This is a genomic window from Kitasatospora sp. NPDC001683 (assembly GCF_053596495.1).
In genome coordinates, this window is sequence record NZ_JBSFGK010000019.1 from 89,142 (window position 1) to 115,607 (window position 26,466).

Consider the following 26,466-nt stretch of genomic DNA (forward strand, 5'->3'; position numbering starts at 1 on the left):
CACTCACGACTGGTCAACTCCTCACATCTGGTAGGAACACGGCCGGCCCGGCGCCGGCTCGGAAAATCACCGCGCCACGGGCTCCCCGTCGGCGCGCTGCGGGGCTGCGGGCGACACCTGCTCCGCCCGCAGGCGGCGGGAACCCCAGCGGCGGGACAGCGGATCCTCGAAGAACGTGTGCACCGCCGCCGCGATCACGAACGACACGACGAACAGCAGGGCCGCCGAACCGACCCGCTCGGCCCGCGAGGCCGGATGCCCGTCGTTGATCAGCCGATACATGTACTCCAGCACCATGAAGTGCACCAGGTAGAAGGCGAAGGTGACATCCCCCAGCCACACCATGACCGGATTGCGCGCCACTGACAGCGAACCCCGGATGTCCGCACCGGCGCCCGCCAGCACCGCCATCAGCACCGGCACGATCGACATCGCCGTGATCGAGTACAGGTACGGCACCTGCATAGCCAGCGGATAGGCCACCGCGAAGGCCAGGACCGCGTGGCTGAACCGCACCTTGAGGAAACGACCCGTCAGCACGCCCCGGGCCAGCAGGATCCCGAGGACGAACTCCAGCAGCCGGGTGATCGGGAAGAGGTACACGAACCAGTACTGGTCGTACGTCACGTCGAAGGGCGGGAACTTCGGCTGCGACGCGAACACGGTCGAGGTCACCAGCGGCACCGCGATCACCGCCAGCACGGTCCCGCCCAGCCACCACAGCAGCTGCTTCGCCGGCACCCGCTTCAGGTAGCGGTGCAGCAACGGGAAGCAGAAGTAGAAGAACGCCTCGCAGGACAGCGACCAGGACACCACGTTCAGGCTGTTGTTGGCCATGAACGACGCCTGCCAGGTGTGCACGAGCAGCAGGTTCGAGACCGCGTTCCCCAGGGTGACCGTGCCGCCGGTCACGGTCAGCATCAGCACGACGGCGGCGACCCAGGTGAGCACGTGCGTGGGATAGATCCTCGCGGCACGCCGACGCCAGAACGCTCTGGCCGTGTCACCCGGGCGCGCCGACCAGGCCATCACGAACCCGCTCAGCACGAAGAAGAAGCTCAGCGCCGAACGCCCCACGATCATCAGGACCGTGGTGTTGGTGCCGGTCCAGTCACCGTTGAACGACAGCGAGACATAGGCGTGCGCACTGAAGACGGCGATCGCGCAGATGAAACGCATGCCGGCCAGCGATGGTAAACGCGACGCGGCGGGCGGCAGGGACACATTCGAGGCCACAACGTCTCCTCACACAGAGATCCTCAAGGTCGCGGCGAACGTACCCAACCGGGCCACCCCCTGTATGCCAACCACAGGTGGCACCGAGGCCTCCAACCCTGGTTGTAGACCAGCGCCCCGACCAGCGGCCGCGCCACTTCAGCCCGGCACCATCACCGCTCCAGAACGCGCGCCTACGCTGGCCCCGGGAATGCCATGCCGTCAGCCGGACAGCCGACCCACCGGCCCCGTCCGACCACGGCCACGACGAGCGGGAGCACCATGCGGGACAGCAGGAGTGGCGTGCGGAACGCGGACGGGCGCGGGTGCGCGCGGTCGGCCCGGGAGCGGCTCACCCCGCCCGGCACCAGCACGCTCCTGCTCGGCGACGAACATCCCTTGATCCGCCGCGGCATCCGCGCGGTCCTCGACGGGGACCCCGCGTTCCGCGTCCTCGGCGAGGCGGCCGACGGCCACACCCTCCTCGGGCTCGCCCACCGCCACCGACCGGACGTCGTCCTGCTGGACGCCGCCCTCCCCGGCCCGGACGTCCTCGACACCGTCCACCACCTCGCCGGCAGCTCCCCGCGCGGCACCGCCGTCGCGCTCCTCGTCCCCGACCACGGCCTCACCGACGGCTGGACCCTCAATGCGGCCCGCGCCGGCGCGCGCGCCTTCCTGCCGAAGCACCAGAGTCCCGGTCAACTCCTCAGCGCCGTACGGGGAATCGCCCAGGGCAACGCCGTGATCGGCACCCGTACCGTCGACCAGCTGCTCACCGCGCTGCGTCGCACCTACCGGCCCGTCCCGACCCCGCCGCAGGCCGACATCTCCCAACTCACGCCGCGGGAACGGCAGGTCTTCGACCTCATCGCCCAGGGGCTGACCAATCAGCAGATCTCACACGCCCTCACCCTCACCGAGGGGACGGTGAAGTCCCACTTCAACCGGATCTGCCACAAGCTCGCCCTGCGCAACCGCGTCGACGCCGTCATCCTCGCCTACGAGTCGGGCATCGGCGCCGCGGCGACCGGTGCGGGGGCCGGCCTCGGGTGACCGGGCTCGCCCCCCGGCGCCGCAGCCGTCGGGGCGCGGCCGGCCCGCCGACCGGTCACGCCTTCTCGGTGTCCGCGGTCCGCGGCCACTGCTCCAGCAGCTGGTGCAGGCTCGAGACGATCCGGTGCCAGGACCCCTCGACCCCCCGCGGGTGGTTGAACCCGCCCGCGGCCTCGATGCTGATGAAACCGTGGAAGGTGCTGCGCAGGAGCCGCGCCGCGTCCGTCAGGTCGGGCTCGTCCAGCTCGTAGTAGCGCATCACCGCGTAGGTCAGCTCCACGCTCCGCGCGAACACCTCGGTCCCCGCGAACTCGGACGGGTCCAGGCGCAGTTGCGTCGCCGCGTACCGGCCCGGGTGGCGCAGCGCGTAGTGCCGGTAGGCGTCGGCGAACGCCGTCAGCGCCTCACCCCCGGAGCGGCCGGCGATCGCGCTGCCGATGCACTCGTTCATCTCCTCCGAGGCCAGGATCGCGACCCGGATCCGAATCTCCCGCAGACCCTTCACGTGCGAGTAGAAGCTGGCGTCCTTCACTCCGAACGACCGTGCCAGCGCGGAGATCGTGACCTTCTCGATCCCGACCTCGTCCGCGAGAGCGGCTGCGGCCTGAGTGATCCGCTCGACCGTCAACCCAGCATGCGCACCCATGATCCCTGCCCCAAACCTTGACTGATCAAGCAAGCGCCTAGCATACCTAAGCTTGCCCCGGCCGGAATCTCTCGGCGATGAGGGCGAGGACGGTGAGGTCGTCGGCGAGCAGGCCGGCGTACCGGTGGACGTCCTGGGCCGGGAAGGAGACCACCCGTCCATCCATGCCCCCCACGTGAACGGGCCAACGTCCCGCCTCCGGGGCCGGGGGCGGCCGGGCCGACGGCGGCCCCGGAGGCGCAGGGGCGGCCTGGGTCAGCGAACGGTCACCGGCAGGGTCTCGAAGCCGCGCAGCACCAGGCGGTCGCGCCGGGTCGGGACGCCGCCCGGGGCGAGCCGGGGGAACCGGTCGAGCAGCGCGGGCATCGCGACCTCGCCCTCCAGCCGGGCCAGCTGGGAGCCCAGGCAGAAGTGCTGGCCGCCGCCGAAGCTGAGCGGCTGGCTGTCGGTGCGGGTCGGGTCGAACACCCCGGGGCGGTCGTACCGGGCCGGGTCGTGGTTGGCGGCGCCGATCAGCAGGGTCACCCCGCTGTCGGCCGGGACGGGCAGGCCCTCGATCGACAGGCCGTCCTCCAGGGCGACCCGCGCGGTGGCCTGGACCGGGGAGTCGAAGCGCAGCACCTCCTCGGTGAACCCGGCCGGGGTGACCGCGCCGCTGCGCAACCCGGCGGCCACCTCGGGGTGGCGGAACAGCAGGGCCAGCCCGTTGCCGAGCAGGTTGGTGGTGGTCTCGAAGCCGGCCACCAGCAGCAGCACCAGGTTGGCCAGCAGCTCCTCCGCGGAGAGCCGCCCGCCGTCCGCGGCGGCGATCCGGGCGAGGTCGCTGACCAGGTCGTCCTGCGGGCGGGCCAGCCGCTCGGCGACCAGCTCGGCGAAGTACCCGGAGAGCTCGTCGGCGGCCCGGTCGGCCTCGTCCAGGTCGTCGAGGTCCTGGATGATCTCCAGGGCGACGGTCAGGTCGGAGGCGAGGCCGCGGAAGCGGTAGCGGTCCCGCTCGGGGACGCCGAGCAGTTCGCAGATCACCCCGACCGGCAGCCGGAAGGCGAAGGCGTCCATGAAGTCCACCGGGGAGCCGTCGGCCCCCTGCTCGGCCATCCCGTCCAGCAGCCGGCCGACCGCCGCCTCCACGGCCGGGCGCAGCGCGGCCACCCGGCGGGCGGTGAACACCGAGGCGATCAGCGAGCGGACCCGGGGCTGGTCGGGCGCGTTGCGCTGGAGGATCGAGCGGCCGAACAGGGCGAGCGAGGAGTGCTCGGTGAACTCCGGGGCGAGGCCGGCCATCATGTCGGCGGTCGCGACACCGAAGGCGGACGTGCGCAGCACCTTGTTGACCGCCGCGTAGCCGCTCACCACGAACATCCCGTCCCCCGCCGGGACCACCGGGCCGAGCTCGTGCGCCCTGGCGTAGAGCGGGTACGGGTCGGTCCTGACCTCCGTGGTCATCAGTTGCTCGATGATCGCAGCGCCGTCCATGCGGTGCTCCCCTCCGACGTTCCGGCTCCTGGTTCGTGAACCACCGGCGGACCCGGCGGAGTTCCCGCTACCGGGGGTTCGACCGGGCGCCCGGATAGGCTGGCGGGCATGGAGATCTGGATCAACCCGCGCTGCAGCAAGTGCCGGACCGCGCTCACCGAGCTGGACGCGGCCGGGGTGGAGTACACCGTACGGCGCTACCTGGAGGACACGCCGACCGCGGCCGAGCTGGAGCAGGTGCTGGAGCGGCTGGGCCTGGAGCCGTGGGACATCACCCGCACCGACGAGCAGGTCGCGAAGGACCTGGGGATGAAGCAGTGGCCCCGGGAGGCGGGCGAGCGGGCGCGCTGGATCGCGGCGATGGCCGAGCACCCCGTGCTGATCCAGCGCCCGATCATCACCGCGGACGACGGGCACGCCGTCGTGGCCCGGACCCCCGAGGCGCTCAAGTCCGTTCTGCCGTAAGGCCGGAAGGGCGGGTACGGCCGGTCAGTGGAGCTGGATCTTCTCCACCGGCCGGCCCGGGTGCCAGTTGAGGACCCACAGGGCGTCCCCCTCCAGTGTGCGGGCGGGCCTTGTCGGTGGCCGGTGCCAGACTGGCGGGGTGACCACCACGACCACGTACATCGCGTTCCTGCGGGCCATCAACGTCGGGGGCCGGACGGTGAGGATGGAGCGGCTGCGGGCGCTCTTCGCCGAGCTCGGGCTGGGGAACGTCCGCTCGTACATCCAGAGCGGGAACGTCTTCTTCAGCACGGACGAGCCGGACCGCGCCGCACTGACCGCGCGGATCGAGGAGCACCTGGAGCGCTCGCTCGGCTACCCGGTGCCGGTGCTGCTGCGGACGGTCGACGAGGTGGCCGGCCTGCTCGCCGCCGAGCCGTTCCGGGGCGTCGAGGTGACGCCGGACGTCCGGCTGGTGATCGCCTTCCTGTCCGAACCGCTGCCGGCCGAACTCGCCCTCCCGCACCGCTCGGTGAAGGGCGACGTCGAGGTGCTCGGCGCCGACCCGGGGGCCGCGTACGTCGTGGTCCACCTCCAGGACGGCAAGTGGGTCACCAAGGAGATGTTCGGCAAGCAGTACCGGGGCGCGGTGACCTCCCGGTTCCTGCACACCACGGAGAAGATCCTGGCGGCCGCCCGGAAGTCCTGACGGGCCGTCCGGCTCTTCGGAACCCCATGGGAACCGCGCGGGTGGAGCGGGCGTCTGTGGCTCAGTGATGTACGAACCGCGCGCCTGCACCCGGCGTGATCTGGACAGTCGGAGCCGGTCGATCCGACAATCGGGCCATGACGCAGCCTGAGCTCCCCAGCGGCGCCGTCCGGCCCTCCGACGCCGAGCGGGACCAGGCGCTCGGCGTGCTCCGGGACGGCGCGGGCAGCGGTCGGCTGTCGCACGACACCTTCCTCGGTCGGATGGACATCGTCCTGCAGGCCACCAGCCGCGGCGAGTTGGACGCGGCGGTGGCCGGGCTGCCCACCGGCGGGCCGGTCGAGCGGTTGGTGCTGCGGACGGTCGGCCGGGTGTCCGCCTTCGGCGACCGGCTGAACCGGGCCTGGCGCAGCGAGCGGCTGCCGGGTCTGAGCCTGCCGCAGGCCGGGGTGGCGCTGTTGACGATAGGACGGATCCCGGGCTCGGGGCTGCGGCTGCACGACGCCTCGGTCTCCCGGCACCACGCCGAGCTGCGGCACGAGAACGGCGGCTGGGTGCTGTACGACCTCGGGTCGACCAACGGCACCCATGTGAACGGGCGGCGGATCGCGGGCGGGATGCCGGTGCGGCCGGGGGACCAGGTACGGTTCGGCAACCTGGAGTTCCGGCTCGCCCCGCACTGACCCGCCGGGCTCCCGGCTCGCGGCGTCCGGCCCCCGGCCCGGTCAGTGCGGGAACTGCCGGGGCGGGCGCTGCCGGGGCAGTTCGTCCCGGAACTCCTCGATCACGGTGCTGATCTGCCGGGTCAGCACCGTTTGCTCCAGCCGGTCCAGGTAGCGGTTCTCGGCGGCCAGCGCCTCGACCGTGACGCCGAAGTAGAGCGTCATCAGTGGATTGACGAAGAGCTCGCCGTCCTTGGTCCGCTCGGTGAACCGCACGTCGCCGAACTCGCCGCGCAGCGCCGCCGCCACCGAGCCGTTGACGATGCTGGGGTGCTGTGGGAAGGCGGCCCTGGCGTGCTCGACGGCGTCCAGGTAGAGCGCGCCCTCCCGGCTGCCGCGCGGGATGGAGAAGGCGCCGAGGTAGCCGCCGGCCCGGTCGATCGCGGCGAGGTTCTCCAGCACCAGGGCGTGGTTGACGCCGTGGTGGGCGTCGACGCCGAAGCCCAGGCAGGCGACCAGCCGTTCGGGCACCTCGGTGAGGCCCGCCACGGCGGCCAGGCTGGCCATGTCCTCCTCGGGGGTGCCGAGCCCGGCCTCGTCCCCGCGCATCAGGATGTCGGTGCCGCCGTCCACCAGCAGGACCGCGTCCACGCCCAGGTGGGCGACGAGTCTGCGGTAGGCCTCGCGCAGCAGTCGGACGCCCACCGTCGGGAAGGCCCACACGGTGTCGGGCATCCCGTGCAGCCGCAGCCAGCGGGCCAGGGTGCGTTCGGGGAAGTAGCCCTCGGGGGCCGCGGTGTCCGGCCCGATCCTGGCCACGTCGGGCTCCAGCCAGACCTCGCCGGGCAGGCCGTACAGGTGGGTGAAGGAGAGGTTGGCCAGGTGCACCTCCTTGCCCGCGGCGCGCAGGGCGAGCGCGATCGGCAGTCCGGCGTACACGTCGAACCCGCCGCCGGCTCCGGCGACCAGGATGCGCTCGGCGGCCAGCAGCCGGGTGATCAGCGGAGGTTGCAGCAGTGAGGTCACCGGCGGACGGTAGCGCACCGGTGGGGCCTTTGGGCCGGAATCGTCAGTGCAGGGTGAGAGGATCCGGGCATGACCCAGGACACGGCGCTCACCCCCGACGTGCTGCTCGAAGCCCAGGAGCGGGCACGCGAGTTGATCCGGTGCGGCTTCCAGGAGCCGGACGAGATAGCCGAGTCCCTGGTCGAGGTCCTCGACGACCAGGGGCTGACGCAGGAGGAGGCGGAGCGGATCGTCGCTCCGCTGTGGGCCGAGCGGCTGGCCGAGCAGGCCGACTGGCCGGAGACCACGGACGTGGACCGGCTGGTGGCCGCCTTCGACCTGTTGGAGGATCAGGGCATCGTCGCGGCGATGGACTTCACCTGCTGCGCCGGCTGCGGTTACGCGGAGATCGGCGGCGAGGCGGACCAGGACTCGCGGGGCTTCGTCTTCTTCCACCAGCAGGACACCGAGGCGGCCGCGGCCGGGCGCGGACTGATGCTGCGCTACGGCGCGTTCCGCACCGCGGAAGAGGCGGACGGAGAGCCGAGCGCGGCTTCGGGCGAAGAGTCGGGCGAGGAGTCGGAGTCGGCGGCGGGGCAGCGGACGGCGGAGGTCGGCCGGATCGTGGTGGCCGCGCTGGAGGCGGTCGGCCTTCCGGTGGAGTGGGACGGGTCGCCCCGGACGGCGATCCGGGTCGATCCGCTGGAGTGGCTCAACCGGCTGCCGGAGTAGCGCCGGTACGGCACGGTCAGCGGCACAGCTCAGCAGCACGACTCAGCAGTGCGGCTCAGAGCGGCACATGCCAATGGCACGTGCCACGCGCGTAGATCGATGGCCCCGCGAAAAGGCCCGGCGCTCAGTCGAGGAGGCTCTCCAGGCTGCCGTCGGCCGCGCCGCCCACCGGGCCCCACAGCGGCGCGGTGCAGCGCTGGTAGGTCGCCTGCCAGTGCGGCCAGTTGCGGGCCACGTCGTCGTCGCACTCGGCGAGCAGCCGCTCGACCAGCGCCGGCTCGACCCCGTCCAGCAGCCAGGCCAGCGCGTCCGCCGTGCCCGGGCCGTCCGCCGAGCGCAGCAGGTCGAGCAGTTCGCCGAGGCCACCGAGCCGGGAGGTGTCGGTGACCACCCGCTCCATCCGGGGCAGCAGCTGCCGCTCCTCGATCCGCAGGTGGGTCTCCAGCCGGGCCGCCAGGTCCTCCATCGCGTACGCGACCGGCCAGGCGCTGCCGGTGTCCCGGCTGGCGATCCGGACCAGCGTGGTGACCCGGGTGAACGAGTGGTCGAGGTTGTGGTGGTCGGCCTCCAGCCAGTTGAGCAGCAGTCGCAGCTCGGGCGCGAAGCGCCGCACGATCGGCCAGATCCGGGTGTCCTGCTGCTCGTGGTGGCAGGTCAGCATGGCGGTCATGAAGGTCCAGTGCCGCAGCAGCGCCTCGCCCTTGTCCTCCTCGTCGGGCTGGAGCAGCCGCAACGCGTTGGGCAGCCGGGCGAGGTCCCGGCGCAGTGCGGCGTGCACCAGCCGCAGTCCGGCGAACCGGACGGTGAACGGCTCCTCGTCCGCGACCGGCCCGTACGCGTCCGCGCCCCGGGAGTCGACCCCGGGCCCTGCCTGCGCGGGGACGGAGGGGGCGGGCTGGGGCAGCAGGTGGATCGGCATGGCACTCTCTTCACGACGTGGCGAGGCGGACGGGGGCGGCCGGTGAGGACCGCCCCATCCAAGGTGCTCGCAGTCGATCAGAAGCGAATCAATGTCCGATTGACGCGCAGGTCACGGGCCTGCGCACGGGCGAGGGGCCCTCCCCGCCGGGTGAGGATCCCGCCCGCCGGGGAGAGGATCCCTCCCACCGAAAAGTGCCTTCCGGCTCAGTCCGAGGCCGGGCCCGCCAGGTTGGCGGTGAGCCACTGCAGGGTGTCCGGGATCATCTTCTTGAAGTCCGAGGTCAGGTGCTTGCCGCCGGGCTGCTCGTAGTACTGGATGGTCAGCGGCGGGACGGCCTTGGCCACCCAGCTCTTGACCACTTCCTTCTCGTAGCCGTTGGCGCCGCCCGCGGTGACGTACATCTTCACGTCGGCCTTGCCCTGGGTGATCAGCAGGTTGGGGTTGTTGGCCGCCTTCTCGGCGTCGTGGCCCTTCCACAGCCCGGAGTCCGGGATGAAGTAGCCGTCGATCGGCACCGCGGCCTTGTAGACGTTCGGGTACTGCAGGGCGAGCTTGGCGCTGCAGAAGCCGCCGGTGGAGGCGCCCATGATGCCCCAGCTGTCGCGGCCCTGCAGGGTGCGGAAGTTGGCGCGGACCCAGGCCGGGATGTCCTCGGCCATCCAGGTGCCCATCTTCGGCTGGCCCGGGATGTCGGAGCAGTCCAGCGCGTTCTTCTCGTCGCTGTTGAAGTTCTGCACCGGCATGATCATGATGAACGGATGGGCCTTGCCCTGCTTCACCAGCTGCTCGTCCTCCTCCTGGATCGGCAGCTGGTTGTCGGTCCAGGTGTTGTAGCCGTTGCTCTGGCCGCCCGCGTACAGGGTGAGCACCGGGAAGCCGGTCTTGGCGAACTTGGGGTCGTTGTACTCGGGCGGCAGCCAGACCCAGACCTGGCCGGTGACGCCGGACTTCGCGCCGGTCACCTTGGTCATCATGATCGGACCGGCGCCGGTGTCCCGGACCTTGGTGAGGTTGGCGGCCGGGCCGGTCGGCATCAGCACCTTCCCGTTGGCCGGGGTGGGCTGCTCTCCGGCGGGCGTGCCCGCGGCCGTGGTGCCCGCGGTGCCCGGGGTGCCCGTGTCGGCGGTCGCCGCCGGGGTGCCGTCGGCCGAGGAGGTGTTGCCCTTCCCGCCGTCGGACCCCCCGCAGGCCGCGAGCGTGGCGGCCAGGGTGAGGACGGCGGCGCCGGTCAGGACGGCACGGGAACGGGACGACTGCCTAAGCACGGTGAGGACTCTCCGACCGATGTCGCGCCCGGTCCGTCTGACCGGGCGGCGGCCCCCCGGTGGGGCCGGACAGGCCCGGGGGCGCTGCGCTGTGCGGTCCCCGGAGCGGTGGTGCGCCGTCCCTCGCGGGGGCGCACCTTCCTGCGATCTTATGACGTGGGCCGGGGTCGCCCGGTTGCGAGGCGGCCACCGGAAATCCAATGTTTGTTCGTGATCAGGTAAAGCCCTGCACCGCTCCCGTCGGTCGGCGGGGGCCGGACGGCGGGGGCGACAGCAGTCGGCCTGCCCGACCATCCGGATTTTGGGTGCTTTGACCAGTGACGGCGGCCCGCACATCCGGAACGATCTCCTCAGCACGCCCCGACGCCCGGCCGGGCAGAGCGTGACCGTACCGGTATCGAGCCACCGGATCGAGAGACCGAGGAGAGCGCCATGATCGAGCAGGTCGCCGTCGTCACCGGAGCCGGCAGCGGCGTCGGCCGGGCCGTCGCGGTCGAGCTGGCCGCGGCCGGCTGGCGGCTGGTGCTGGCCGGGCGCCGGGCCGAGCAGCTGCGCGGGACGGCGGACGCGTTCCCCGCGGGTACGCTGCCCGCCGAGGTGGTACCGACGGACGTCACCGACCCGGCCGCGGTGGACGCGCTGTTCGCGACCGCCGCCGAGCGCCACGGCCGGGTGGACCTGCTGTTCAACAACGCCGGCACCTTCGGCCCGGCCGTCCCGGTGGAGGAGCTGGCGGTCGAGGACTGGCGGGCGGTGGTCGACCTCAACCTGACCGGCGCCTTCCTCTGCGCCCGGGCCGCCTTCCGGCAGATGAAGGCCCAGGACCCGCAGGGCGGCCGGATCATCAACAACGGTTCGATCTCCGCGCACGTCCCGCGCCCGCACTCGATCGCCTACACCGCGACCAAGCACGCGGTCACCGGTCTGACCAGGTCGCTGTCGCTGGACGGGCGCCCGTACCGGATCGCCTGCGGGCAGATCGACATCGGCAACGCGGCGACCGACATGACGACCGCGATGGGCGCGGGGGTGCGGCAGGCGGACGGCCGGATCGCGCCCGAGCCGACCATGGACGTGGCGGACGTGGCACGCACCGTCCGGCACATGGCCGCGCTGCCGCTGCAGGCCAACGTGCAGTTCGCCACCGTGATGGCGACGGCCATGCCGTACATCGGACGGGGCTGAAGAAGGCTCACTCGAAGAAGGCTCACTCGTCGTGGGAGTACCGGTACCGCAGCGCGGCCACCCGCACGGGGCCCCCGTCAGCCCACGGCTGACGGGGGTCCCGAGCCGTCAGGACCTACGACCGCCAGCTGTCGTTCAGCGTGACGTTCCCCGAGGCCGGCGCGGTGGCCGTCCGGTTGGCGCCGGACTCCCAGGTCACCGCCCCGCTCCCGTCCTTGATGACGTACTTGTACTGGAAGGACGTGCCGCCCGGCAGCGAGAGCGCGAGCGACCAGACCGGGTAGCCGGCCGAGGACAGCGGCAGCGCCTTGGCCGGGTCCCAGCCGCCGAGCGCCGGGACGTCGCCGACCACGTAGACGTTCTGCCCGTACGTGGTGGTCGCGTTGACGTTGAACGAGGCGCCGGAGACGGTCGTGCCGGGCTGGACGTACAGCGCGACCGCGTCGCCCGCCCCGACCGTCGCGGTGAACTGCCCGTTGGCGCCGACCTGGTACGTCGGGCCGGTGCAGCCGCCGCCCGGCTGCGGGTCGCCGTGCTGGACGTCGCAGTACGTCCCGGCCGGCAGCCCGGTCTGGAAGGTCTGGGTGATCGCGCCGCTCTCGTGGTTGATCGCGACGTAGCCCCGGTCGCCGCGGCCGAAGGCGATCGCGTTGTTGCCGTTGGACCACCAGTTCGTCACCCCGGTGCCGGCCACGGCGTTGCGGAAGCCGACCATGTTGGCGATCTGCCGCCAGGCGTGGGTGCAGTTCCAGCCGTCCTGGTAGCAGGCGTTGACGGTGCCGCCGTTCGGCGGGCCGTCGTCCTTGTTGGTGAAGCTGTAGCCGGAGTAGATGTTGGGCGAGCCGTAGGTCGAGGCCAGCAGGAAGACGTTGGCCAGCGTGTAGGTGTTGCCGTAGGTGTAGTTGAGGGTGGAGCCGTTGCGCTCGGTGTCCCAGTTGTCGATGAAGCTGCGCGCCTGGTTGCTCGGCAGGTAGCCCCAGGAGGCGCCCCAGGTGCTGAGGCTGGCGAGCTTGTCGCTGGTGAAGATGCGCTTGAGGTCGGTGCCGACCCGGAACTCGTCGACGTCGCCGTTGCCGGTGTACTCGGAGGGCTGGATGGGTTCGCCGGCGCCGTAGATGACCTCCTGCACCCAGTAGGCGTTGGGGTTGGCCATCTTGGCCTTGATGGCGGCGAGCTCGGTGGCGGCGATGTGCTTGGCGGCGTCGATCCGGTAGCCGTCGACGCCGAGCGAGCCGAGGTCGTCCAGGTAGTGGGCGATGGTGGTCTGGACGGAGGCGCTACCGGTGTCCAGGTCGGCGAGGTTGACCAGTTCACACTCCTGGACGTTGGTGCGGTCCTGGTAGTCGGTGATCGGCTGGCGGCAGGTGTGGAAGTCCTGGTCCTGGTAGGTGCCGGGGTAGTAGTACTTGGTGTACACCGTGCCGCCGGTGCCGGTCCCGGAGCCGGCCGTCATGTGGTTGACGACCGCGTCGGCGATCACCTTGACCCCGGCCGCGTGGCAGGTGTCGACCATGTTCTTGAAGGAGGCGCGGTCGCCGAGCCGCCCGGCGATCTGGTAGCTGACCGGCTGGTACGAGGTCCACCACTGCGGGCCCTGGATGTGCTCCTGCGGCGGCGAGACCTCGACGAAGCCGTAGCCCTTCGGGCCGAGGGTCGTGGTGCAGGCCTGGGCGACCGAGTCGAAGCGCCACTCGAAGAGGGTGGCGGTGACGTCCTTGCCGTTGTTCGCGGGCGGGGTGGCCTGGGCGGCGGGGGCGCCGAGGCTCCCGGTGAGCGAGAGCGCGAGCGCCGCCGAGGCGGCGAGCGCGCCGGCCGCGCGGGCAGGCCGGCGGGTGGGGGCGGTGGTGACCACGTTGTCTCCTGGGGGTGGCTGGGGGTGGGGGCAGCCGGGGTGAAGCCTGCAGGAAGTTTCTGTAACTTGCCGGAAACTTGCAGCGCTGAACCTAGGGCGGTCCGAAGGGGCCGTCAAGGGTCCTGACTGAACGTTTCGGCAACATCCGTGTCCGCCACACCCCCGCGTCTGCCACACCCGCACCGAGGAGCATGGCAAGGGCCCGGCGGCCGTAGCCGCCGGGCCCCTCACCCGTCCTGGTTCACCGGTCCCTCAGGAGCCGGTGCGACCTCAGCCGGTCTGGATCGAGGTGTCGTCGATCACGAAGCTCGTCTGCAGCGAGGAGTCCTCGACGCCGGTGAACTTCAGGGTGACCGTCTGGCCCGCGTAGGCCGAGAGGTCGAAGGTGCGCTGCTGGTAGCCGGCCGCGGCGTCCACGTTGGAGTAGGTCTTCAGCGTGGTGCCGTTCACCGAGACGGTCAGCTTGTCGTACGCCGTCGAGCCCGACTCCGCGGTGTCGATGTGCAGCCAGAAGCTCAGCGTCGCCTTGCAGCCCGCCGGGATCGCCACCGTCTGGGACAGCGTGTCGGTGTGGCTGCTGCCGTAGCCGTCCAGGTAGGCCTTCCAGCTGCCACCGTGGGCCGGCTCGGAGGAGCTGTTGTCGATCACACCGCTGGAAGCCGTCCACGGCGCCGCCGAGCCCGTCTCGAAGCCCGGGTTGCCGAGCAGCTGGGCCGGGGTGCAGGAACCGCCACCACCGGTGGTGACCGTCCAGGTGAAGCTGGTGGTGCCGGACTTGCCGGCCGAGTCCTTCACCGTGACCGTCACGTTGGAGGTGCCCGCGGCGGTCGGGGAGCCGGTGATCACGCCGGTGCCGGCGTTGATGACCAGACCGGCCGGCAGACCGGTCGCGCTGTACGACAGCGGGGCCGTTCCGCCCGAGGCCTTGATCTGCAGGTTGACCGAGCCGCCCACCGCGGTGGACTGGTTGCCCGGGTTGGTCACGGTGACCCCGCCCGGGTTGGGCAGCGAGCCGACGTTGACGGCGGCCCAGGCGGTGGCCACCGCGTTGTACTCGGCGCTGTTGGCGCCGTACAGGTCGGTGGCCGCGTTCAGGGTCGCGGTGCGGGCGGCGGCGTAGTCGGTGGTGGAGGTCATGTAGGCGGTCAGCGCCTTGTACCAGACCTGCGCCGCCTTGTCCCGGCCGATGCCGGTGACGGTGATGTTGTTGACCGTCGGGCTGTTGTAGCTGACGCCGTTGATCACCTTGGCCCCGCTGCCCTCGGCCAGCAGGTAGAAGAAGTGGTTGGCGACACCGGACGAGTAGTGGACGTCCAGGTTGCCGACGCCCGAGTACCAGGAGTCGGCCGAGGAGCCGTCCTTGGAAGGCTTGTCCATGTAGCGCAGCGGCGTGCCGTTGCCGTTGATGTCGATCAGCTCGCCGATCAGGTAGTCCGGCACGTCCTTGGGCAGGTTGGCGTAGAACTCGACCATCGTGCCCATGATGTCGGAGGTGGCCTCGTTGAGGCCGCCGGACTCGCCCGAGTAGTTCAGGTTGGCGGTGGCGGAGGTGACGCCGTGGGTCATCTCGTGGCCGGAGACGTCGAGTTCGGTGAGTGGGTGGGTGTCGCCTGAGCCGTCGCCGTACGTCATGCAGAAGCAGCCGTCGTCCCAGAACGCGTTGACGTAGCCGGTGTCGTAGTGGACCCGGCTCATGGCGCCGACGCCGTCGTTCTTGATGCCGCTGCGGCCGAAGGTGTTCTTGTAGAAGTCCCAGGTGGCGGCGGCGCCGTACTGGGCGTCCACGGCGGCCGACTCGCGGTTGCTGGCCAGGCCGTTGCCCCAGGTGTCGCTCGACTTGCTGAACAGCGTGCCGTTGCCGGAGGTGCCGTTGTTCATGTCGGTGGTGTACTGGCCGCCGCGGGTGGCGTCCTTCAGCGAGTAGGTCGAGCCGCTCTGGGTGGTGGTCAGCGGCACCTGGCCGACGAACACACCGTTGCCGCTGCCGCGCTTGATGCCGTCGGCCTTGCTGAGCACGACACCGGTCTTGGCGTCGGTGACGACGTGCAGCTTGCTCGGGGTGCCGTCGGACTCGCGGCCGTTGACCACGGTCTCCCAGGCGAGCTTCGGGGTGCCGTCGGCGGCCCAGACGACCAGCCGGGGCGCGCCCTCGACGGAGCCCTGCTCGGCGGCGAGCGCGGCCTCCTGCGCCTTCGGCGCGGCCAGGGCGGGGGTGGTGTCCACGCCCGCGAGGTTGGCCTCGCTCGCCTTGGTCACGCTCTTGGTGGCGCCGGCGGAGTCCTGGTGGACGATCAGGTCGCCACCGAGGACCGGGAGTCCGGCGTAGGTGCGCTCGTAGCGCAGGTGGCGACCGCCGTTGACGTCCTGGACGACGTCCTTGGTGACCAGCTGCTCCTTGCCGTCCAGGCCGAGCGCCTGGGCGAGGGAGGCGGCCTGCTGGTTCGCCGAGGCGATCAGCGCGGCCCGGCTGACCTGCTGGGAGGCGACGGCGGCCGGCGCGTCCGGGGCCGCCTGGGCGATCACCGGTATGCCGGTGACCAGCAGCGCGGTGGTGGCGGCCATGACGACTGCCGCCTTCCGGACGTGAGCGTGACGTGACATGCGGACTCCTTTTCCGACCGGCCCGCCGAGGGGATCGACTCGGCGCGCACGGTGGAGCGAACCTGGGCCGCGGGGTTGCGGCGCAGTGGGGGCCCCCGGCGGGTGCGACGGGGGTGCGGTTGCGGTGCTCACAAGTCGTGCAGGGATTCGTTGCAGGTCGGGACGCGCTGCACCTGAACCGGAGCAGCTGCACCGGGAGGTGGGGCCCCCTCGTCTGCAGCCGGAGGAATCGTGGCAGCAAACGCGCCGCTAATGACAGATGCATGCCACTGATTGGCCGATTCATTACCGAAACCGTATGCACCACGGGTAGTCGGTTGTGTGACGGCATGACCAAGTCTTGAACACGGTTTTCATGCCACCGGTAAGGTTCGATCACCACCGGAGGTGACTGACCAGCCATCAGGGCCGCCACCCACCCCGCCGGGTGGCCGACAGCGTCGCGCCGGGTCGGCACGTCACACTTCCGGCCGTGCCACCACCGGTTTCCGGCCAATCCCCGGCCGGAACGGAACCGGGCCCCGTACCGCTGCGACAGCGGTACGGGGCCCGGGAGTCGAAGGCCGACGGAATCAGCCCTGGACGAACACCGCCACGGTACGGCCCGGCACGGTGAAGGTGCCGGTCGCGGCGTCGAAGCCGGACTGCTTCACCACCTGGTCCACCCCGCCCGCCTGGACCGGGTGCAGCGCCTGGCTCGTCCCCTTCAGGGCCGGCAGGGTCTGGGTCTGCGCGGTGGGCGTGGCGTTGAAGACCACGGTGATGCCCTTCTCCGCCCCGGCCAGCCCGGTGCCGTCCAGGTGCAGGGTGATCACCCCGGGCGTCTCACCGGGCGTGCCGGAGAGCGGGTACGACAGCCGCTGCTGGACGTCGGCCAGGGTGGGCAGCGAGAACAGCGGCGAGGACTGCTTGATCCGCAGGAAGTCCTGGAACTGCGCGGTGGTCGCCCGGATGTCGGCCGCGCCCACGGTCAACTTCGGGTCGGCCAGCAGGGATTCGGCGGTCGGCCAGAGTTCCTGGTTGTCCTTGGCCATCGGCAGGCCGCGGCCCCAGCCGTTGCCGTCCTCGGCCCCCGTCAATGGATTGGGCCAGTGGATCGCGTTGAACCAGTCCCCCGAGTCGTAGGAGTTGGAGTCGAGCGACTTGGAGCGCAGCAGGTCACTGCCGGCCTGGGCGAAGCCAGCGCCCTGGGTGAGCGCGGTCAGCGACAGTCCGAGCGCCTGCATCCGGGCCCGGTCGGCGGGCGCGGTGGTGGTCGGAAGCTTGTACGCGAGCGCGTCGAACAGGTCGGTGTTGTCGTGGGCGTCCACGTACTCCACCGCCTCCCCCGGCTTGGCGGCGTACCCGGTCGGGGCGCCGTTGTAGTCGACCTGGGCGCCGGTGACGGTCTTCCCCGAGCTGTCGGTGAAGGAGTAGCCGGCCAGGTTCCCGGTCAGCCCGACCTTCAGCTGGTCCATCTGGTGCAGCAGCCGGGCCTTCTGCTCCTGCGGACCGCCGTTCGCCGCCGAGCCGTTGGGGTCGGTGTACAGCCCGGAGGCGAAGCCCTGCTGGGGTGCGGAGCTCAGCATGAAGTTGCCGCCGCGGGCGGCGTCGCGGAGCCGGTCGTCGAAGGTGGCGATGCCGGTGCCGGCCATGTTGGCCTGGGTGGCCTGCTCGAACCGGGCGTTGTTCGCGACGGTGCCGAAGTTCCAGCCCTCGCCGTAGAGGAAGACGTTCCTGCCGTCCACCCCGTCGGAGTCCGGCGTCATCTTCCGCAGCGCGGCCTGCACGTCCAGCATGGTGGACTTCGGGTCCAGGCCCATCAGGTCGAAGCGGAAGCCGTCGACCTGGTACTCCCGGGCCCACAGCGACACCGAGTCGACCACCAGCCGGTTCATCATGGCGTGCTCGGGCGCGGTGTCGGCGCAGCAACTGTCAGTCGTCACCTTGCCGTTGGCGTCGAGCCGCTGGTAGTAGCCGGGCACCACCCGGTCCAGCACCGAGTGTTCGGCCTGGCCGCTGGCGGCGGTGTGGTTGTAGACCACGTCCAGCACCACCCGCAGCCCGGCGGCGTGCATCGCCTGGACCATCCGCCGGAACTGCACGGTGCGGGCCGTCCCTCCCCCAGCCTCCGGCCGGGAGGTGCCCCCAAGGTCGGTGGCAGCGGCGTAGGAGCCCTCGGGCACGTTGTAGTGCAGCGGGTCGTAGCCCCAGTTGTACGCGTCGTCGGCGGCGACGGCCGCCACGCACTCCTGCTGCTTGGGGCTGTTCGGGGCGAGGGACTTGAGGTCGCAGGGCGGCAGCTTCTGGTCCGCCCGGTTCTCGTGGATGGTGGCGATGTCGAAGGTCGGCAGCAGGTGGACGGTGGTCACCCCGGCCTTGGCGAGGTCCCGCAGGTGCCGCATCCCGGCCGAATCGGACTCGGTGAACGCCAGGTAGGTGCCGCGCTCGGCGGCCGGGACGGTGGTGTCCTCCACCGAGAAGTCCCGGACGTGCAGTTCCTGGATCTGCTCCTTCCCGGGCGGGACGGCCGCCGGGCGGGGCTGGTCGTCCCAGCCGGCGGGCTTGAGCTCCTTGGCGTCCAGGTCGGCGACCAGGCTGCGCCGGGAGTCGGTGGACAGCGCCACCGAGTACGGGTCGGTGACGGTGTTGACCACCAGCTGCTGCACCGAGGGCGCCCAGACCTTCACCTGGTACAGGTAGTACTTTCCGTCCAACTCCCGCTTGTCCCGTACGAGTTCCCATACTCCGGTCTCGTCGTCCAGCTTCAGCGGCAGCGTCCTCGGGGTCCCCCCGGTGGCGCTGTCGAAGACCTGGACGGACACCTGCTGCGCGGTCGGTGCCCAGAGCGAGAGCGCGACCTTGCCGTCGTAGTAGGCCGGACCGAAGTCCACCTTGCCGGTACGGCCGGCGTACAAGTCGTCCAGCACGCCCGGGATCTGCACCCCGGTGGCGGCCAACGCGGCGCCGCTGGGCAGGTGTTCGGTGAACAGCAGCTGGCTGCGCAGCGCCGCCGGGACGCGCGCGGTGTCCCGGGCGTCCACGGTGAAGGCCCGGTAGCCCGCCAGGTGCGGGTACTTGGCCTTCTGGGCGTCGGTGAGCCCGCCCGTGACGGGGGTGAGCCGGATCCACTGGCCGGGCTTGGTCAGCACGCCCTTGTCGGCGCGGATGCCGCCCTCGGGGTCGTAGACCAGCTGGGCGCTGGTGCCGCCGGCCAGCGCGGCATCGGTGGCGCCGTAGTTCGCCGGGACGACGACGGTCTTCGCGTCGATCCACTGGGCCTTGGCGCCGGAGAGATCCAACTGCGAGGAGGCGGCGGGGTTCTGCGGCAGCAGGTAGCCCTCGCGGCCGCCGAGGATCCACACCTCCTTGCCGTTGACGGCGAAGTCCAGCGACTGGTCGGCGGGCAGGTCCTTGTCGTTGCCGTTGTGCAGGATGTAACTGAGGCTGGTCGCCCCGGGGGCGAGCGGCACCTCGAAGACGGCGCCGAAGGCGTCGCGGCGCACCGGCATCAGCGGCTTGCCCCAGTCGGTGGGGTTGGCGGCGCCGGTCCAGTCGTGCAGGCCCCAGCCGTCGTAGTTGCCGTCGGCCCGGTTGTAGTGGATGACGGCGGTGTCGGCGGGCTGGCTGTTCGCGGGCCCGGGGTTGGCGGTGCGGACGGTCGGGTCGCCCTGCTTCAGCCACACCTCGCCGGTGGCGCCGACGTCGAGGTGCCGGTCGGTGTCCACGTCCTTGACGCCGTTCTTCTCCACGATGAAGCCGACGTCCGAGGCCCCGGGCTTGAGCCGCACGTACGCGAAGGCGCCGTACGCGTCCCGCCCGGTGAAGGGGTGCCCGGCGGGCCACTGGGTGCCCTCGCCGTCGGCGAGGTCGCCCCAGGCGTAGAGGTTCCAGCCGTCGTAGTCGCCGTCCGGCCGGTTGTAGTGGACGACGGCGTACGGGCGGGCGCCGGCGGTGGGCACCGGCTTGGGCGCGGGGGTGCCGGTGGTGAAGCTCGCGGTGGCGGAGCGCAGGTGGCCGCTGGAGTCCTGCACGACGGCCTTGTAGCGCACCACCGTGCCGGGGGCGACCGCACTCAGGTCCTGCGTCACCGCGTACTTGCCGGTGTCGGCGGTGCCCAGCGTCTGCCAGGGCCCGGTGCCGATCTGGGCGGCGAAGCTCACCCGGTCGAAGCCGCCGTCCGCCGTGGCGCCGACCGTCACCAGCCCGGTGGAGCCGTCCGCGGGCGGGCGCACCGAGAGCTGGGGCGCGGCGGCGACGGGCGCCAACCGGGCCCCCGCCTTGAAGACGACGGAGGACAGCGCCGGCACGGTGACGGTCACCTTGCGGTCGCCGCCGCTGGTGATCCGCTCCCCCGACGACGGGTAGATCCGGTCGAAGCCCATCCCCGCCGAGTAGGTGTCCAGGGTGACGGTCTTCGCCTCGGTGGCGTTGTTGACCGCCACCAGGTACTCGACCTGTTGCCCGGCGTCGATCCGGGAGAAGGCGTACACGCCCGCGCCGTCGGCGGCGTAGCGCTCGATCTGCGCGCCGTCGGCCAGCGCCGGGTTGTCGCGGCGCAGCTTGGCCAGGCCCGCGATGCCCTGGTAGAGCTCGCCGCCCTGCCCGTACCGGTCGGCCGGTCCGGAGGGGCCGCCGAGCACCCGGTCGCTGTTGTAGGAGGCCGTCCTGGAGGCGAACATGTCCTGCCGGGCGTCCTTGTCGCCGCCCGCGCCGGTGAAGCCCTGCTCGTCGCCGTAGTAGACGACGGGCTGGCCGCGGGTGAGGAACTGCAGCTCGGTGCCGAGCCGGTCCTTCTTCAGCAGGGTGGCGTCGTCGGCGCCCGGGTTGTCGGCGAGCAGGAAGGAGCCGAAGCGGCCCATGTCGTGGTTGCCGAGGAAGGTCGGCAGCTCGTACGCGTCGGTGTCGGCGCTGGTGTAGCGGTAGTCCTGGCCGTAGACGTCGGCGAGGGTTTTCGCCGAGCCGCCCTGGGAGACGTAGGAGCGGGCCGCGCCCTGGAACGGGAAGTCCAGCGTGGCCTGGAGCTTGCCCTTGGTGACGTAGGGCGAGGTGACGGCCGGGTCGCCGGAGTAGACCTCGCCGAACATGAAGAACCTCTTGTTGCCCTGCTTGGCGGCGAAGTCCTTGAGCGCGGGGGCCCACTGCTGCCAGAAGGCCATGTTCACGTGCTTGACGGTGTCGATCCGGAAGCCGTCCACCCCGGCGTCCTTGACCCACTGCTGGTAGACCTGCTCGAAGCCCTTGACCACCCGGGGGTTCTGGGTGTCGAGGTCGTCCAGGCCGTTGAAGTCGCCCTCGGTGGCGGACTCGCCGACGAAGGTCGAGTCGCCCCGGTTGTGGTACAGCGCCGGGTCGTTGAGCCAGGACGGGCTCTTGGCCTTGGCGTCGGCCGGGGTGCGGAAGACCGGGGTGTAGGGGAAGGAGTCCTTGGTGATCTTCGGCCAGGGGGCGCCGCTGTCGGCGATCGCGGTCTCGTCGACCGGGCGGCCGTCGGCGTCGAGCGTCGGGTACGCGCCGGTCGAGCGGTAGCCGTGCTGCTGCTCGGCGTCGTCGACGACGTCGGCGGTGTGGTTGGTGATGACGTCGAAGAAGACCTTGATGCCGCGCGCGTGCGCCTTGGCTATCAGCTCCTTGAGCTGCTCGTTGGTGCCGAAGTGCGGGTCGACCTGGGTGAAGTCGGTGATCCAGTACCCGTGGTAGCCGGCCGAGGCGTCGGCGCCGCTGCCCTGCACCGGCTTGTTCTTGAAGATCGGGGCCATCCAGATCGCGGTGGTGCCGAGGTTCTGGATGTAGTCGAGCTTCTGGATCAGGCCGGCCAGGTCGCCGCCGTGGTAGAAGCCCTTGTCGCTCGGGTCGAAGCCGTTGTCCAGCCGCCCGCCCGTACTGCCATCCGGGAGTTTGGCCCCCGTGTCGTTGGCGGTGTCGCCGTTGGCGAAGCGGTCGGGCAGGACGAAGTAGAACTGCTCGCGGGTGAGGTCGTGCCGCCCGGCGGTGGCCGCCAGCGCGGCGTCGGAGGGCGGGGCCGGCGGGGCGGCGGCGAGGGCCGCGGGGGCGCTGCCGAGGGTGGCGGCGGTCAGCGCGGCGGCCAGCAGCACGGCCGTGCGGCCGGGTCTGCGGCGGGGACCGCAGCGAGATCGGGGGCGGAGCGGCGTATCGGCCACTGAGGGGCTCCCTTAGGGGAAGGGGCGATCGATTTCCCAGGAAGCTAGCGGCCTGCAATATGTTTCAGCAAGATGCAGAAACCGTTTCGTGCCGGGAAAATCCAGGCCGGTGGCCCATCCGCCCACCCCGGTTACGACCCAACGGCGTGCGGCGTGACAATGGGACGTATGTCCGCCCCACCGGTAAGCACCAGACCCGACCGCACCCCCTACCCCGGTGGGATCCGCCCCCTACCCCTGGAGGGGGACAGCCGGTGAAGAATCCACTTCCGGAGGATGAGCAGACGGCTACGAGTGGTCTGGCAGACTTCTCGTCCATGGGGGAACCGACCGAGATCCAGCGAGGCGACGCCGGACGCGCCGACGCGGCCCGCGGTGGCGGTTCCGAGGCAGCCGGAGCCACCGTGCCCCGGCAGCCCGAAGGAGCCACCCGTGCCGCCCGGTCCCGCACCGCCGTCCTGCGCACCCGGGTGCGCGACCAGCGCCGCTCACCGGCCCGACCGCGGATCTGGTTCGAGCTGGCCCTGATCGGCATCAGCTACTGGCTCTACTCGATCGTGCGCAACGCCGTCCCGGAGCAGGAGGCGGTGGCGCAGCGGAACGCGCGCTGGATCTGGGACCTGGAGCACCACCTCGGCATCGCCGTCGAGCGCTCCGTCAACCACGCCATGGACAGCGTCGGGTGGCTCATCACCGGGATGAACTACTACTACGCGACGCTGCACTTCATCATCACCATCGGCGTGCTGGTCTGGCTCTACCGCAGCCACCCCGGCCGCTACGTCGCGGCCCGCACGGTGCTGTTCGTCACCACCGGGATCGCCCTGGTCGGCTTCTACTTCTTCCCGCTGGCGCCGCCCCGGCTGATGACCGATGGCGGCTTCATCGACACCGTCCAGACCCACCACACCTGGGGCTCGTTCGCCTCGGGGCCCGCCGCGCACGTCTCCAACCTGTACGCGGCCATGCCCTCGATGCACATCGGCTGGTCGACGTGGTGCGGTCTGGCGATCTTCTTCCTGGCCCGCCGGGCCTGGGTCCGGGTGCTCGGGCTGATGTACCCGCTGGCCACCCTGACGGTCATCATCTCGACCGCCAACCACTTCTGGATGGACGCCGTCGGCGGAGCGATCTGCCTCATGGTGGGCTTCCTGACCGCCCGCTGGCTCTACCACGAGTGGGTCTACAAGCTGCCGCAGGTGCCGGCCCGGGAGTCGGCCGAGGAGCCGGTCACCGTCCCCGAGCAGTGGAGCGAGCCGACGGTCAGCAGCGCCCGGCGCTGACGGAACCCACGAAGGGGCCCCCACCGGGGCCCCTTTCGCATGTCCGCGGGATCAGCCGGCCCCATCAGCCGGCCGCGGGATCAGCCGACCCGGGATCAGCCGGCCCCGTAGAACAGCCGGTCCACCACGGCCCGGGCCCGCCGGGTGGTGCGCCGGTAGTGGTCGACCAGCTCCCCGCTGTGCCCGGCGCCGTACCCGAGGTAGCGGGCCACCCCGCTCAGCTCCCGGGCCTCCCCCGGGAAGCTGTCCCCCGGCCGTCCGCGCACCAGCATCACCGCCGACCGCACCCGGGAGGCCAGCACCCACGCCGCTTCCAGCACCTCCGCGTCGACCGGCTCCACCAGCCCGGCCTCGGCGGCGGCCGCCAGCGCGGCCCTGGTCCGGGTGGTGCGCAGGGCCGGCACCACGTGCCCGTGCTGGAGCTGGAGCAGTTGCACCGTCCACTCCACGTCCGCCAGCCCGCCGCGGCCGATCTTGGTGTGGGTGGTCGGGTCGGCGCCGCGCGGCAGCCGTTCGGCCTCGATCCGCGCCTTGATCCGGCGGATCTCCACCAGGTCCCGCTCCGGCACGCCGGCGCCCGGGTAGCGCAGCGGGTCGATCAGCTGCCGGAACCGGGTGCCCAGTTCCTCGTCCCCGGCCACCGGCTCGGCCCGCAGCAGCGCCTGACTCTCCCAGGCGTGCGACCAGCGCCGGTAGTACGCCGCGTACGAGGTCAGGGTGCGCACCAGCGGGCCGCTGCGCCCCTCCGGCCGCAGGTCGGCGTCGACCATCAACGGCGGTTCGACGGACGGCGCGGCCAGCAGGGTGCGCAGTTCGTTGCAGACCGCCTGGGCGGCCCGGGCCGCGTCCTGCTCCAGCGAACCGAGCAGCGGCTCGTGGACGAAGAGCACGTCGGCGTCCGAGCCGTAGCCCAGCTCGTGCCCGCCGAAGCGGCCCATCGCGATCACCGCGATCCGGGTCGGCAGGTCCCCGTGCTCGGCCTCCCAGCCGGCCACGCAGGCGCGCAGCGCGCCCTCCAGGGTGGCGGCGTTGAGCGCGGTCAGCGCCTCCCCCGCGGCGTCCAGCGCCTCGGCCGGGTCCTCCCCGAGCCGGCCGAGCACGTCCGCGGCGGCGGTGCGGAACAGCTCCCGGCGGCGCACCGAGCGGGCGGCGGCCACGGCGGCGGCGGTGGACCCGGCCCGGCCGACGGCCGCCAGGATCTCCGACTGCAGCGCCGCCCGGCCGCGCGGCGCCAAGCCCTGCGGGTCGCCCAGCATGGCCACCGCCTCGGGGGCGCGCAGCAGCAGGTCGGGGGCGAGCCGGCCGGCCGACAGCACCCGGGCCAGCTGCTCGGCGGCGGCGCTCTCGTCCCGCAGCAGCCGCAGGTACCAGGGGGTGCGGCCGAGCGCGTCGGAGACCTGCCGGAAGTTGAGCAGCCCGGCGTCCGGGTCCGCGGACTCGGCGAACCAGCCGAGCAGCACCGGCAGCAGGGTGCGCTGGATCGCGGCCTTGCGGCTCACCCCGGAGGCGAGCGCGCTGATGTGCCGCAGCGCCGCGGCCGGGTCCGCGTAGCCGAGTGCCTCCAGCCGGGCCCGGGCCGCGTCCGGGGTCAACCCGGCGGCGCCGGGCGGCAGTTCGGCGACGGCGTCGAGCAGCGGGCGGTAGAACAGCTTCTCGTGCAGCCGCCGGACCTCCACCGCGTGCCGCTTCCACTCGCGCTGCAGCGCGGCCACCGGGTCGGCGCGGGTGTCGTCGTTGATCAGCGCGGCGAGCGAGCGGGCGAGCCGGCGCTGGTCCTCCTCGGCGGTGGGCATCAGGTGGGTGCGGCGCAGCCGGTGCAGCTGGATGCGGTGCTCCAGCGAGCGCAGGAAGCGGTACGCGGCGTCCAGCGAGGCGGCGTCCGCCCGGCCGACGTACCCGCCGCGGGAGAGCGCGGCCAGCGCCTCCAGGGTGTTGCCGCTGCGCAGCGCCGGGTCGGTGCGGCCGTGCACCAGCTGGAGCAGTTGGACGGAGAACTCGACGTCGCGCAGCCCGCCCGGGCCCAGCTTGAGCTGGCGGCCCACTTCGGGGGCGGGGATGGAGTCGATCACCCGGCGGCGCATCTGCTGCACGTCGGTGACGAAGTTCTCCCGGGCTGCGGCCTGCCAGACCATCGGGGCGAGCGCCTCGACGTAGGCGGTGCCGAGCTCGGCGTCGCCGGCGACCGGGCGGGCCTTGAGCAGCGCCTGGAACTCCCAGGTCTTGGCCCAGCGCTGGTAGTAGGCGAGGTGGCTGGCCAGGGTGCGCACCAGCGGGCCGTTGCGGCCCTCGGGGCGCAGGTTGGCGTCCACCGGCCAGATGGTGCCCTCGCCGGTGGTGTCCGAGCAGAGCCGGGTGAGCGCGGCGGCCAGCCGGGTGGCGGCCTTGACCGCCTCGTGCTCGTCCACGCCCTCGCGCGGCTCGGCGACGAAGATGACGTCCACGTCCGAGACGTAGTTGAGTTCGCGGCCGCCGCACTTGCCCATGCCGATCACCGCGAGCCGGCAGGCCGCGGCGGCCTCCGGGTCCTGCTCGGCGGCGAGGTCCAGGGCGGTCTGCAGGGTGGCGCCGGCCAGGTCGGCGAGCTCGGCGGCGGTCTGGGCGAGGTCGGTGGTGCCGGTGAGGTCGCGGGCGGCGATGGCCAGCAGGCAGCGGCGGTAGGCGACCCGCAGGGCGTTCGCCGGGCTGAGGTCGCCGTCCTTGACGCCTTCGGCGAGGGCGCGGCGGAAGTCCTCCGGGCCGGGGTGCATGTCGCGCAGCTCGAAGGTGACCAGCACGTGCCAGTCGTGCGGGTGCCGGGCGAGGTGGTCGCCGAGCGCGGTGGAGACGCCGAGCACGCCGAGCAGCCGGTCGCGCAGCGGCTTGGAGGTGGTGAGGGTGTCGCGCAGGGTGTGCCGGTCCGCCTCGTCGGCGGCCTCCAGCAGCCGGGCCAGGCCCAGCAGCGCGAGGTCGGGGTCGGCGGTGGCGCCGAGCGCGTCCAGCAGCACCGGGTCGTCGGCCAGGCCTTCCAGGCCGGGGCCGTCCAGCAGTCGCACCGCCTTCGCGGGATCGGTGAACCCGCGCCGGACCAGCCTGATCTCCGGCCGGCTGACCCTGCTCCCGGCCCGCTGTTCGTCCACCGCCATCGCTCTCCCGGCACGCCCAATGGCCCGCGCGGTCACGCGGTCCTGGACCTACCTTCCCAGGAGCCGGTCCGGGGCGCCGCCCCGCGGCGGGGGCGCGGGGGGGGGGCCCGGGGGGGGCGCCCCCCGCCCGGCGGCCGGCGGGCGGGGGGCGCGG

General features: G+C 72.0%; 17 protein-coding genes. 7 read left to right on the forward strand and 10 right to left on the reverse strand.

Annotation, left to right across the window (positions count from 1 at the left end; translation table 11 throughout):
• Nucleotides 1-66: 66 nt before the first annotated feature.
• A complete protein-coding gene (locus tag ACWCYO_RS13295) occupies nt 67-1,236 on the reverse strand; it encodes an acyltransferase family protein (protein ID WP_270147302.1) in 1,170 nt (389 codons plus the stop codon).
• Nucleotides 1,237-1,518: 282 nt separating this feature from the next.
• Here ACWCYO_RS13295 and ACWCYO_RS13300 point away from each other — a divergent pair, with 282 nt between their 5' ends.
• On the forward strand, nt 1,519-2,271 hold the full coding sequence (locus ACWCYO_RS13300) for a LuxR C-terminal-related transcriptional regulator (protein WP_449784298.1): 753 nt from the start codon (nt 1,519-1,521) through the stop codon (nt 2,269-2,271).
• Between the two features lie 55 nt (nt 2,272-2,326).
• On the opposite strand, the gene ACWCYO_RS13305 is transcribed toward ACWCYO_RS13300, so the two are convergent.
• A complete protein-coding gene (locus tag ACWCYO_RS13305; RefSeq protein ID WP_270147297.1) occupies nt 2,327-2,917 on the reverse strand; it encodes a TetR/AcrR family transcriptional regulator in 591 nt (196 codons plus the stop codon).
• 255 nt (nt 2,918-3,172) lie between these two features.
• The gene (locus tag ACWCYO_RS13310; RefSeq protein WP_270147295.1) at nt 3,173-4,390 is read right to left on the reverse strand and encodes a cytochrome P450; all 1,218 of its coding nucleotides are present in this window, start codon (nt 4,388-4,390) and stop codon (nt 3,173-3,175) included.
• A 108-nt stretch (nt 4,391-4,498) separates the two neighbouring features.
• On the opposite strand from ACWCYO_RS13310, the gene ACWCYO_RS13315 reads away from it, so the two are divergent.
• The 3 genes from ACWCYO_RS13315 to ACWCYO_RS13325 all read left to right on the forward strand — a co-directional run bounded on the left by ACWCYO_RS13315 (nt 4,499) and on the right by ACWCYO_RS13325 (nt 6,226).
• Nucleotides 4,499-4,855: an arsenate reductase family protein gene (locus ACWCYO_RS13315; RefSeq protein WP_270147293.1), complete on the forward strand. Its 357-nt coding sequence runs from the start codon at nt 4,499-4,501 to the stop codon at nt 4,853-4,855.
• A 139-nt stretch (nt 4,856-4,994) separates the two neighbouring features.
• Nucleotides 4,995-5,543 carry a DUF1697 domain-containing protein gene (locus tag ACWCYO_RS13320; RefSeq protein WP_449784299.1) on the forward strand — a complete coding sequence of 183 codons (549 nt, stop codon included), beginning with the start codon at nt 4,995-4,997 and terminating at the stop codon, nt 5,541-5,543.
• 137 nt (nt 5,544-5,680) lie between these two features.
• A complete protein-coding gene (locus ACWCYO_RS13325) occupies nt 5,681-6,226 on the forward strand; it encodes a DUF1707 and FHA domain-containing protein (protein ID WP_270147289.1) in 546 nt (181 codons plus the stop codon).
• Nucleotides 6,227-6,268: 42 nt separating this feature from the next.
• On the opposite strand, the gene ACWCYO_RS13330 is transcribed toward ACWCYO_RS13325, so the two are convergent.
• Nucleotides 6,269-7,231 carry a DUF1152 domain-containing protein gene (locus tag ACWCYO_RS13330; RefSeq protein ID WP_270147288.1) on the reverse strand — a complete coding sequence of 321 codons (963 nt, stop codon included), beginning with the start codon at nt 7,229-7,231 and terminating at the stop codon, nt 6,269-6,271.
• Between the two features lie 69 nt (nt 7,232-7,300).
• Between ACWCYO_RS13330 and ACWCYO_RS13335 the strand changes: the two genes are divergently transcribed.
• Nucleotides 7,301-7,942 carry a DUF6891 domain-containing protein gene (locus ACWCYO_RS13335; RefSeq protein WP_270147286.1) on the forward strand — a complete coding sequence of 214 codons (642 nt, stop codon included), beginning with the start codon at nt 7,301-7,303 and terminating at the stop codon, nt 7,940-7,942.
• A 124-nt stretch (nt 7,943-8,066) separates the two neighbouring features.
• On the opposite strand, the gene ACWCYO_RS13340 is transcribed toward ACWCYO_RS13335, so the two are convergent.
• The gene (locus ACWCYO_RS13340) at nt 8,067-8,861 is read right to left on the reverse strand and encodes a hemerythrin domain-containing protein (protein ID WP_270147283.1); all 795 of its coding nucleotides are present in this window, start codon (nt 8,859-8,861) and stop codon (nt 8,067-8,069) included.
• A gap of 206 nt (nt 8,862-9,067) precedes the next feature.
• Entirely contained in the window at nt 9,068-10,129 is a 1,062-nt protein-coding gene (locus ACWCYO_RS13345; protein ID WP_270147281.1) for an alpha/beta hydrolase, read from the reverse strand.
• A 432-nt stretch (nt 10,130-10,561) separates the two neighbouring features.
• Here ACWCYO_RS13345 and ACWCYO_RS13350 point away from each other — a divergent pair, with 432 nt between their 5' ends.
• Complete coding sequence (locus ACWCYO_RS13350; RefSeq protein ID WP_449784300.1) at nt 10,562-11,314, forward strand: SDR family oxidoreductase; 753 nt, start codon at nt 10,562-10,564, stop codon at nt 11,312-11,314.
• Nucleotides 11,315-11,429: 115 nt separating this feature from the next.
• Here ACWCYO_RS13350 and ACWCYO_RS13355 read toward each other — a convergent pair whose 3' ends face one another.
• The 3 genes from ACWCYO_RS13355 to pulA form a co-directional block, all read right to left on the reverse strand.
• The gene (locus ACWCYO_RS13355) at nt 11,430-13,166 is read right to left on the reverse strand and encodes a carbohydrate-binding module family 20 domain-containing protein (RefSeq protein ID WP_449784301.1); all 1,737 of its coding nucleotides are present in this window, start codon (nt 13,164-13,166) and stop codon (nt 11,430-11,432) included.
• A gap of 270 nt (nt 13,167-13,436) precedes the next feature.
• Nucleotides 13,437-15,767 (reverse strand): M4 family metallopeptidase, encoded by a 2,331-nt coding sequence (locus ACWCYO_RS13360; protein ID WP_449784302.1) that lies wholly within the window; start codon nt 15,765-15,767, stop codon nt 13,437-13,439.
• A 572-nt stretch (nt 15,768-16,339) separates the two neighbouring features.
• Entirely contained in the window at nt 16,340-21,907 is a 5,568-nt protein-coding gene (pulA, locus tag ACWCYO_RS13365; protein WP_449784303.1) for a pullulanase-type alpha-1,6-glucosidase, read from the reverse strand.
• A gap of 317 nt (nt 21,908-22,224) precedes the next feature.
• Between pulA and ACWCYO_RS13370 the strand changes: the two genes are divergently transcribed.
• Nucleotides 22,225-23,190, forward strand: coding sequence for a phosphatase PAP2 family protein (locus ACWCYO_RS13370; protein WP_270147274.1), 966 nt, complete (start codon nt 22,225-22,227; stop codon nt 23,188-23,190).
• A gap of 95 nt (nt 23,191-23,285) precedes the next feature.
• On the opposite strand, the gene ACWCYO_RS13375 is transcribed toward ACWCYO_RS13370, so the two are convergent.
• Complete coding sequence (locus ACWCYO_RS13375; protein ID WP_449784304.1) at nt 23,286-26,312, reverse strand: bifunctional [glutamine synthetase] adenylyltransferase/[glutamine synthetase]-adenylyl-L-tyrosine phosphorylase; 3,027 nt, start codon at nt 26,310-26,312, stop codon at nt 23,286-23,288.
• Between the last annotated feature and the right edge of the window lie 154 nt (nt 26,313-26,466).

Coding starts and splice junctions, on each gene's coding strand:
- ACWCYO_RS13325 (WP_270147289.1), top strand. CDS start 5,681: ATGACGCAGCCTGAGCTCCCCAGCGGCGCCGTCCGGCCCTCCGACGCC.
- ACWCYO_RS13375 (WP_449784304.1), bottom strand. CDS start 26,312: ATGGCGGTGGACGAACAGCGGGCCGGGAGCAGGGTCAGCCGGCCGGAG.
- ACWCYO_RS13360 (WP_449784302.1), bottom strand. CDS start 15,767: ATGTCACGTCACGCTCACGTCCGGAAGGCGGCAGTCGTCATGGCCGCC.
- ACWCYO_RS13350 (WP_449784300.1), top strand. CDS start 10,562: ATGATCGAGCAGGTCGCCGTCGTCACCGGAGCCGGCAGCGGCGTCGGC.
- ACWCYO_RS13315 (WP_270147293.1), top strand. CDS start 4,499: ATGGAGATCTGGATCAACCCGCGCTGCAGCAAGTGCCGGACCGCGCTC.
- ACWCYO_RS13370 (WP_270147274.1), top strand. CDS start 22,225: ATGGGGGAACCGACCGAGATCCAGCGAGGCGACGCCGGACGCGCCGAC.
- ACWCYO_RS13340 (WP_270147283.1), bottom strand. CDS start 8,861: ATGCCGATCCACCTGCTGCCCCAGCCCGCCCCCTCCGTCCCCGCGCAG.
- ACWCYO_RS13335 (WP_270147286.1), top strand. CDS start 7,301: ATGACCCAGGACACGGCGCTCACCCCCGACGTGCTGCTCGAAGCCCAG.
- ACWCYO_RS13305 (WP_270147297.1), bottom strand. CDS start 2,917: ATGGGTGCGCATGCTGGGTTGACGGTCGAGCGGATCACTCAGGCCGCA.
- ACWCYO_RS13310 (WP_270147295.1), bottom strand. CDS start 4,390: ATGGACGGCGCTGCGATCATCGAGCAACTGATGACCACGGAGGTCAGG.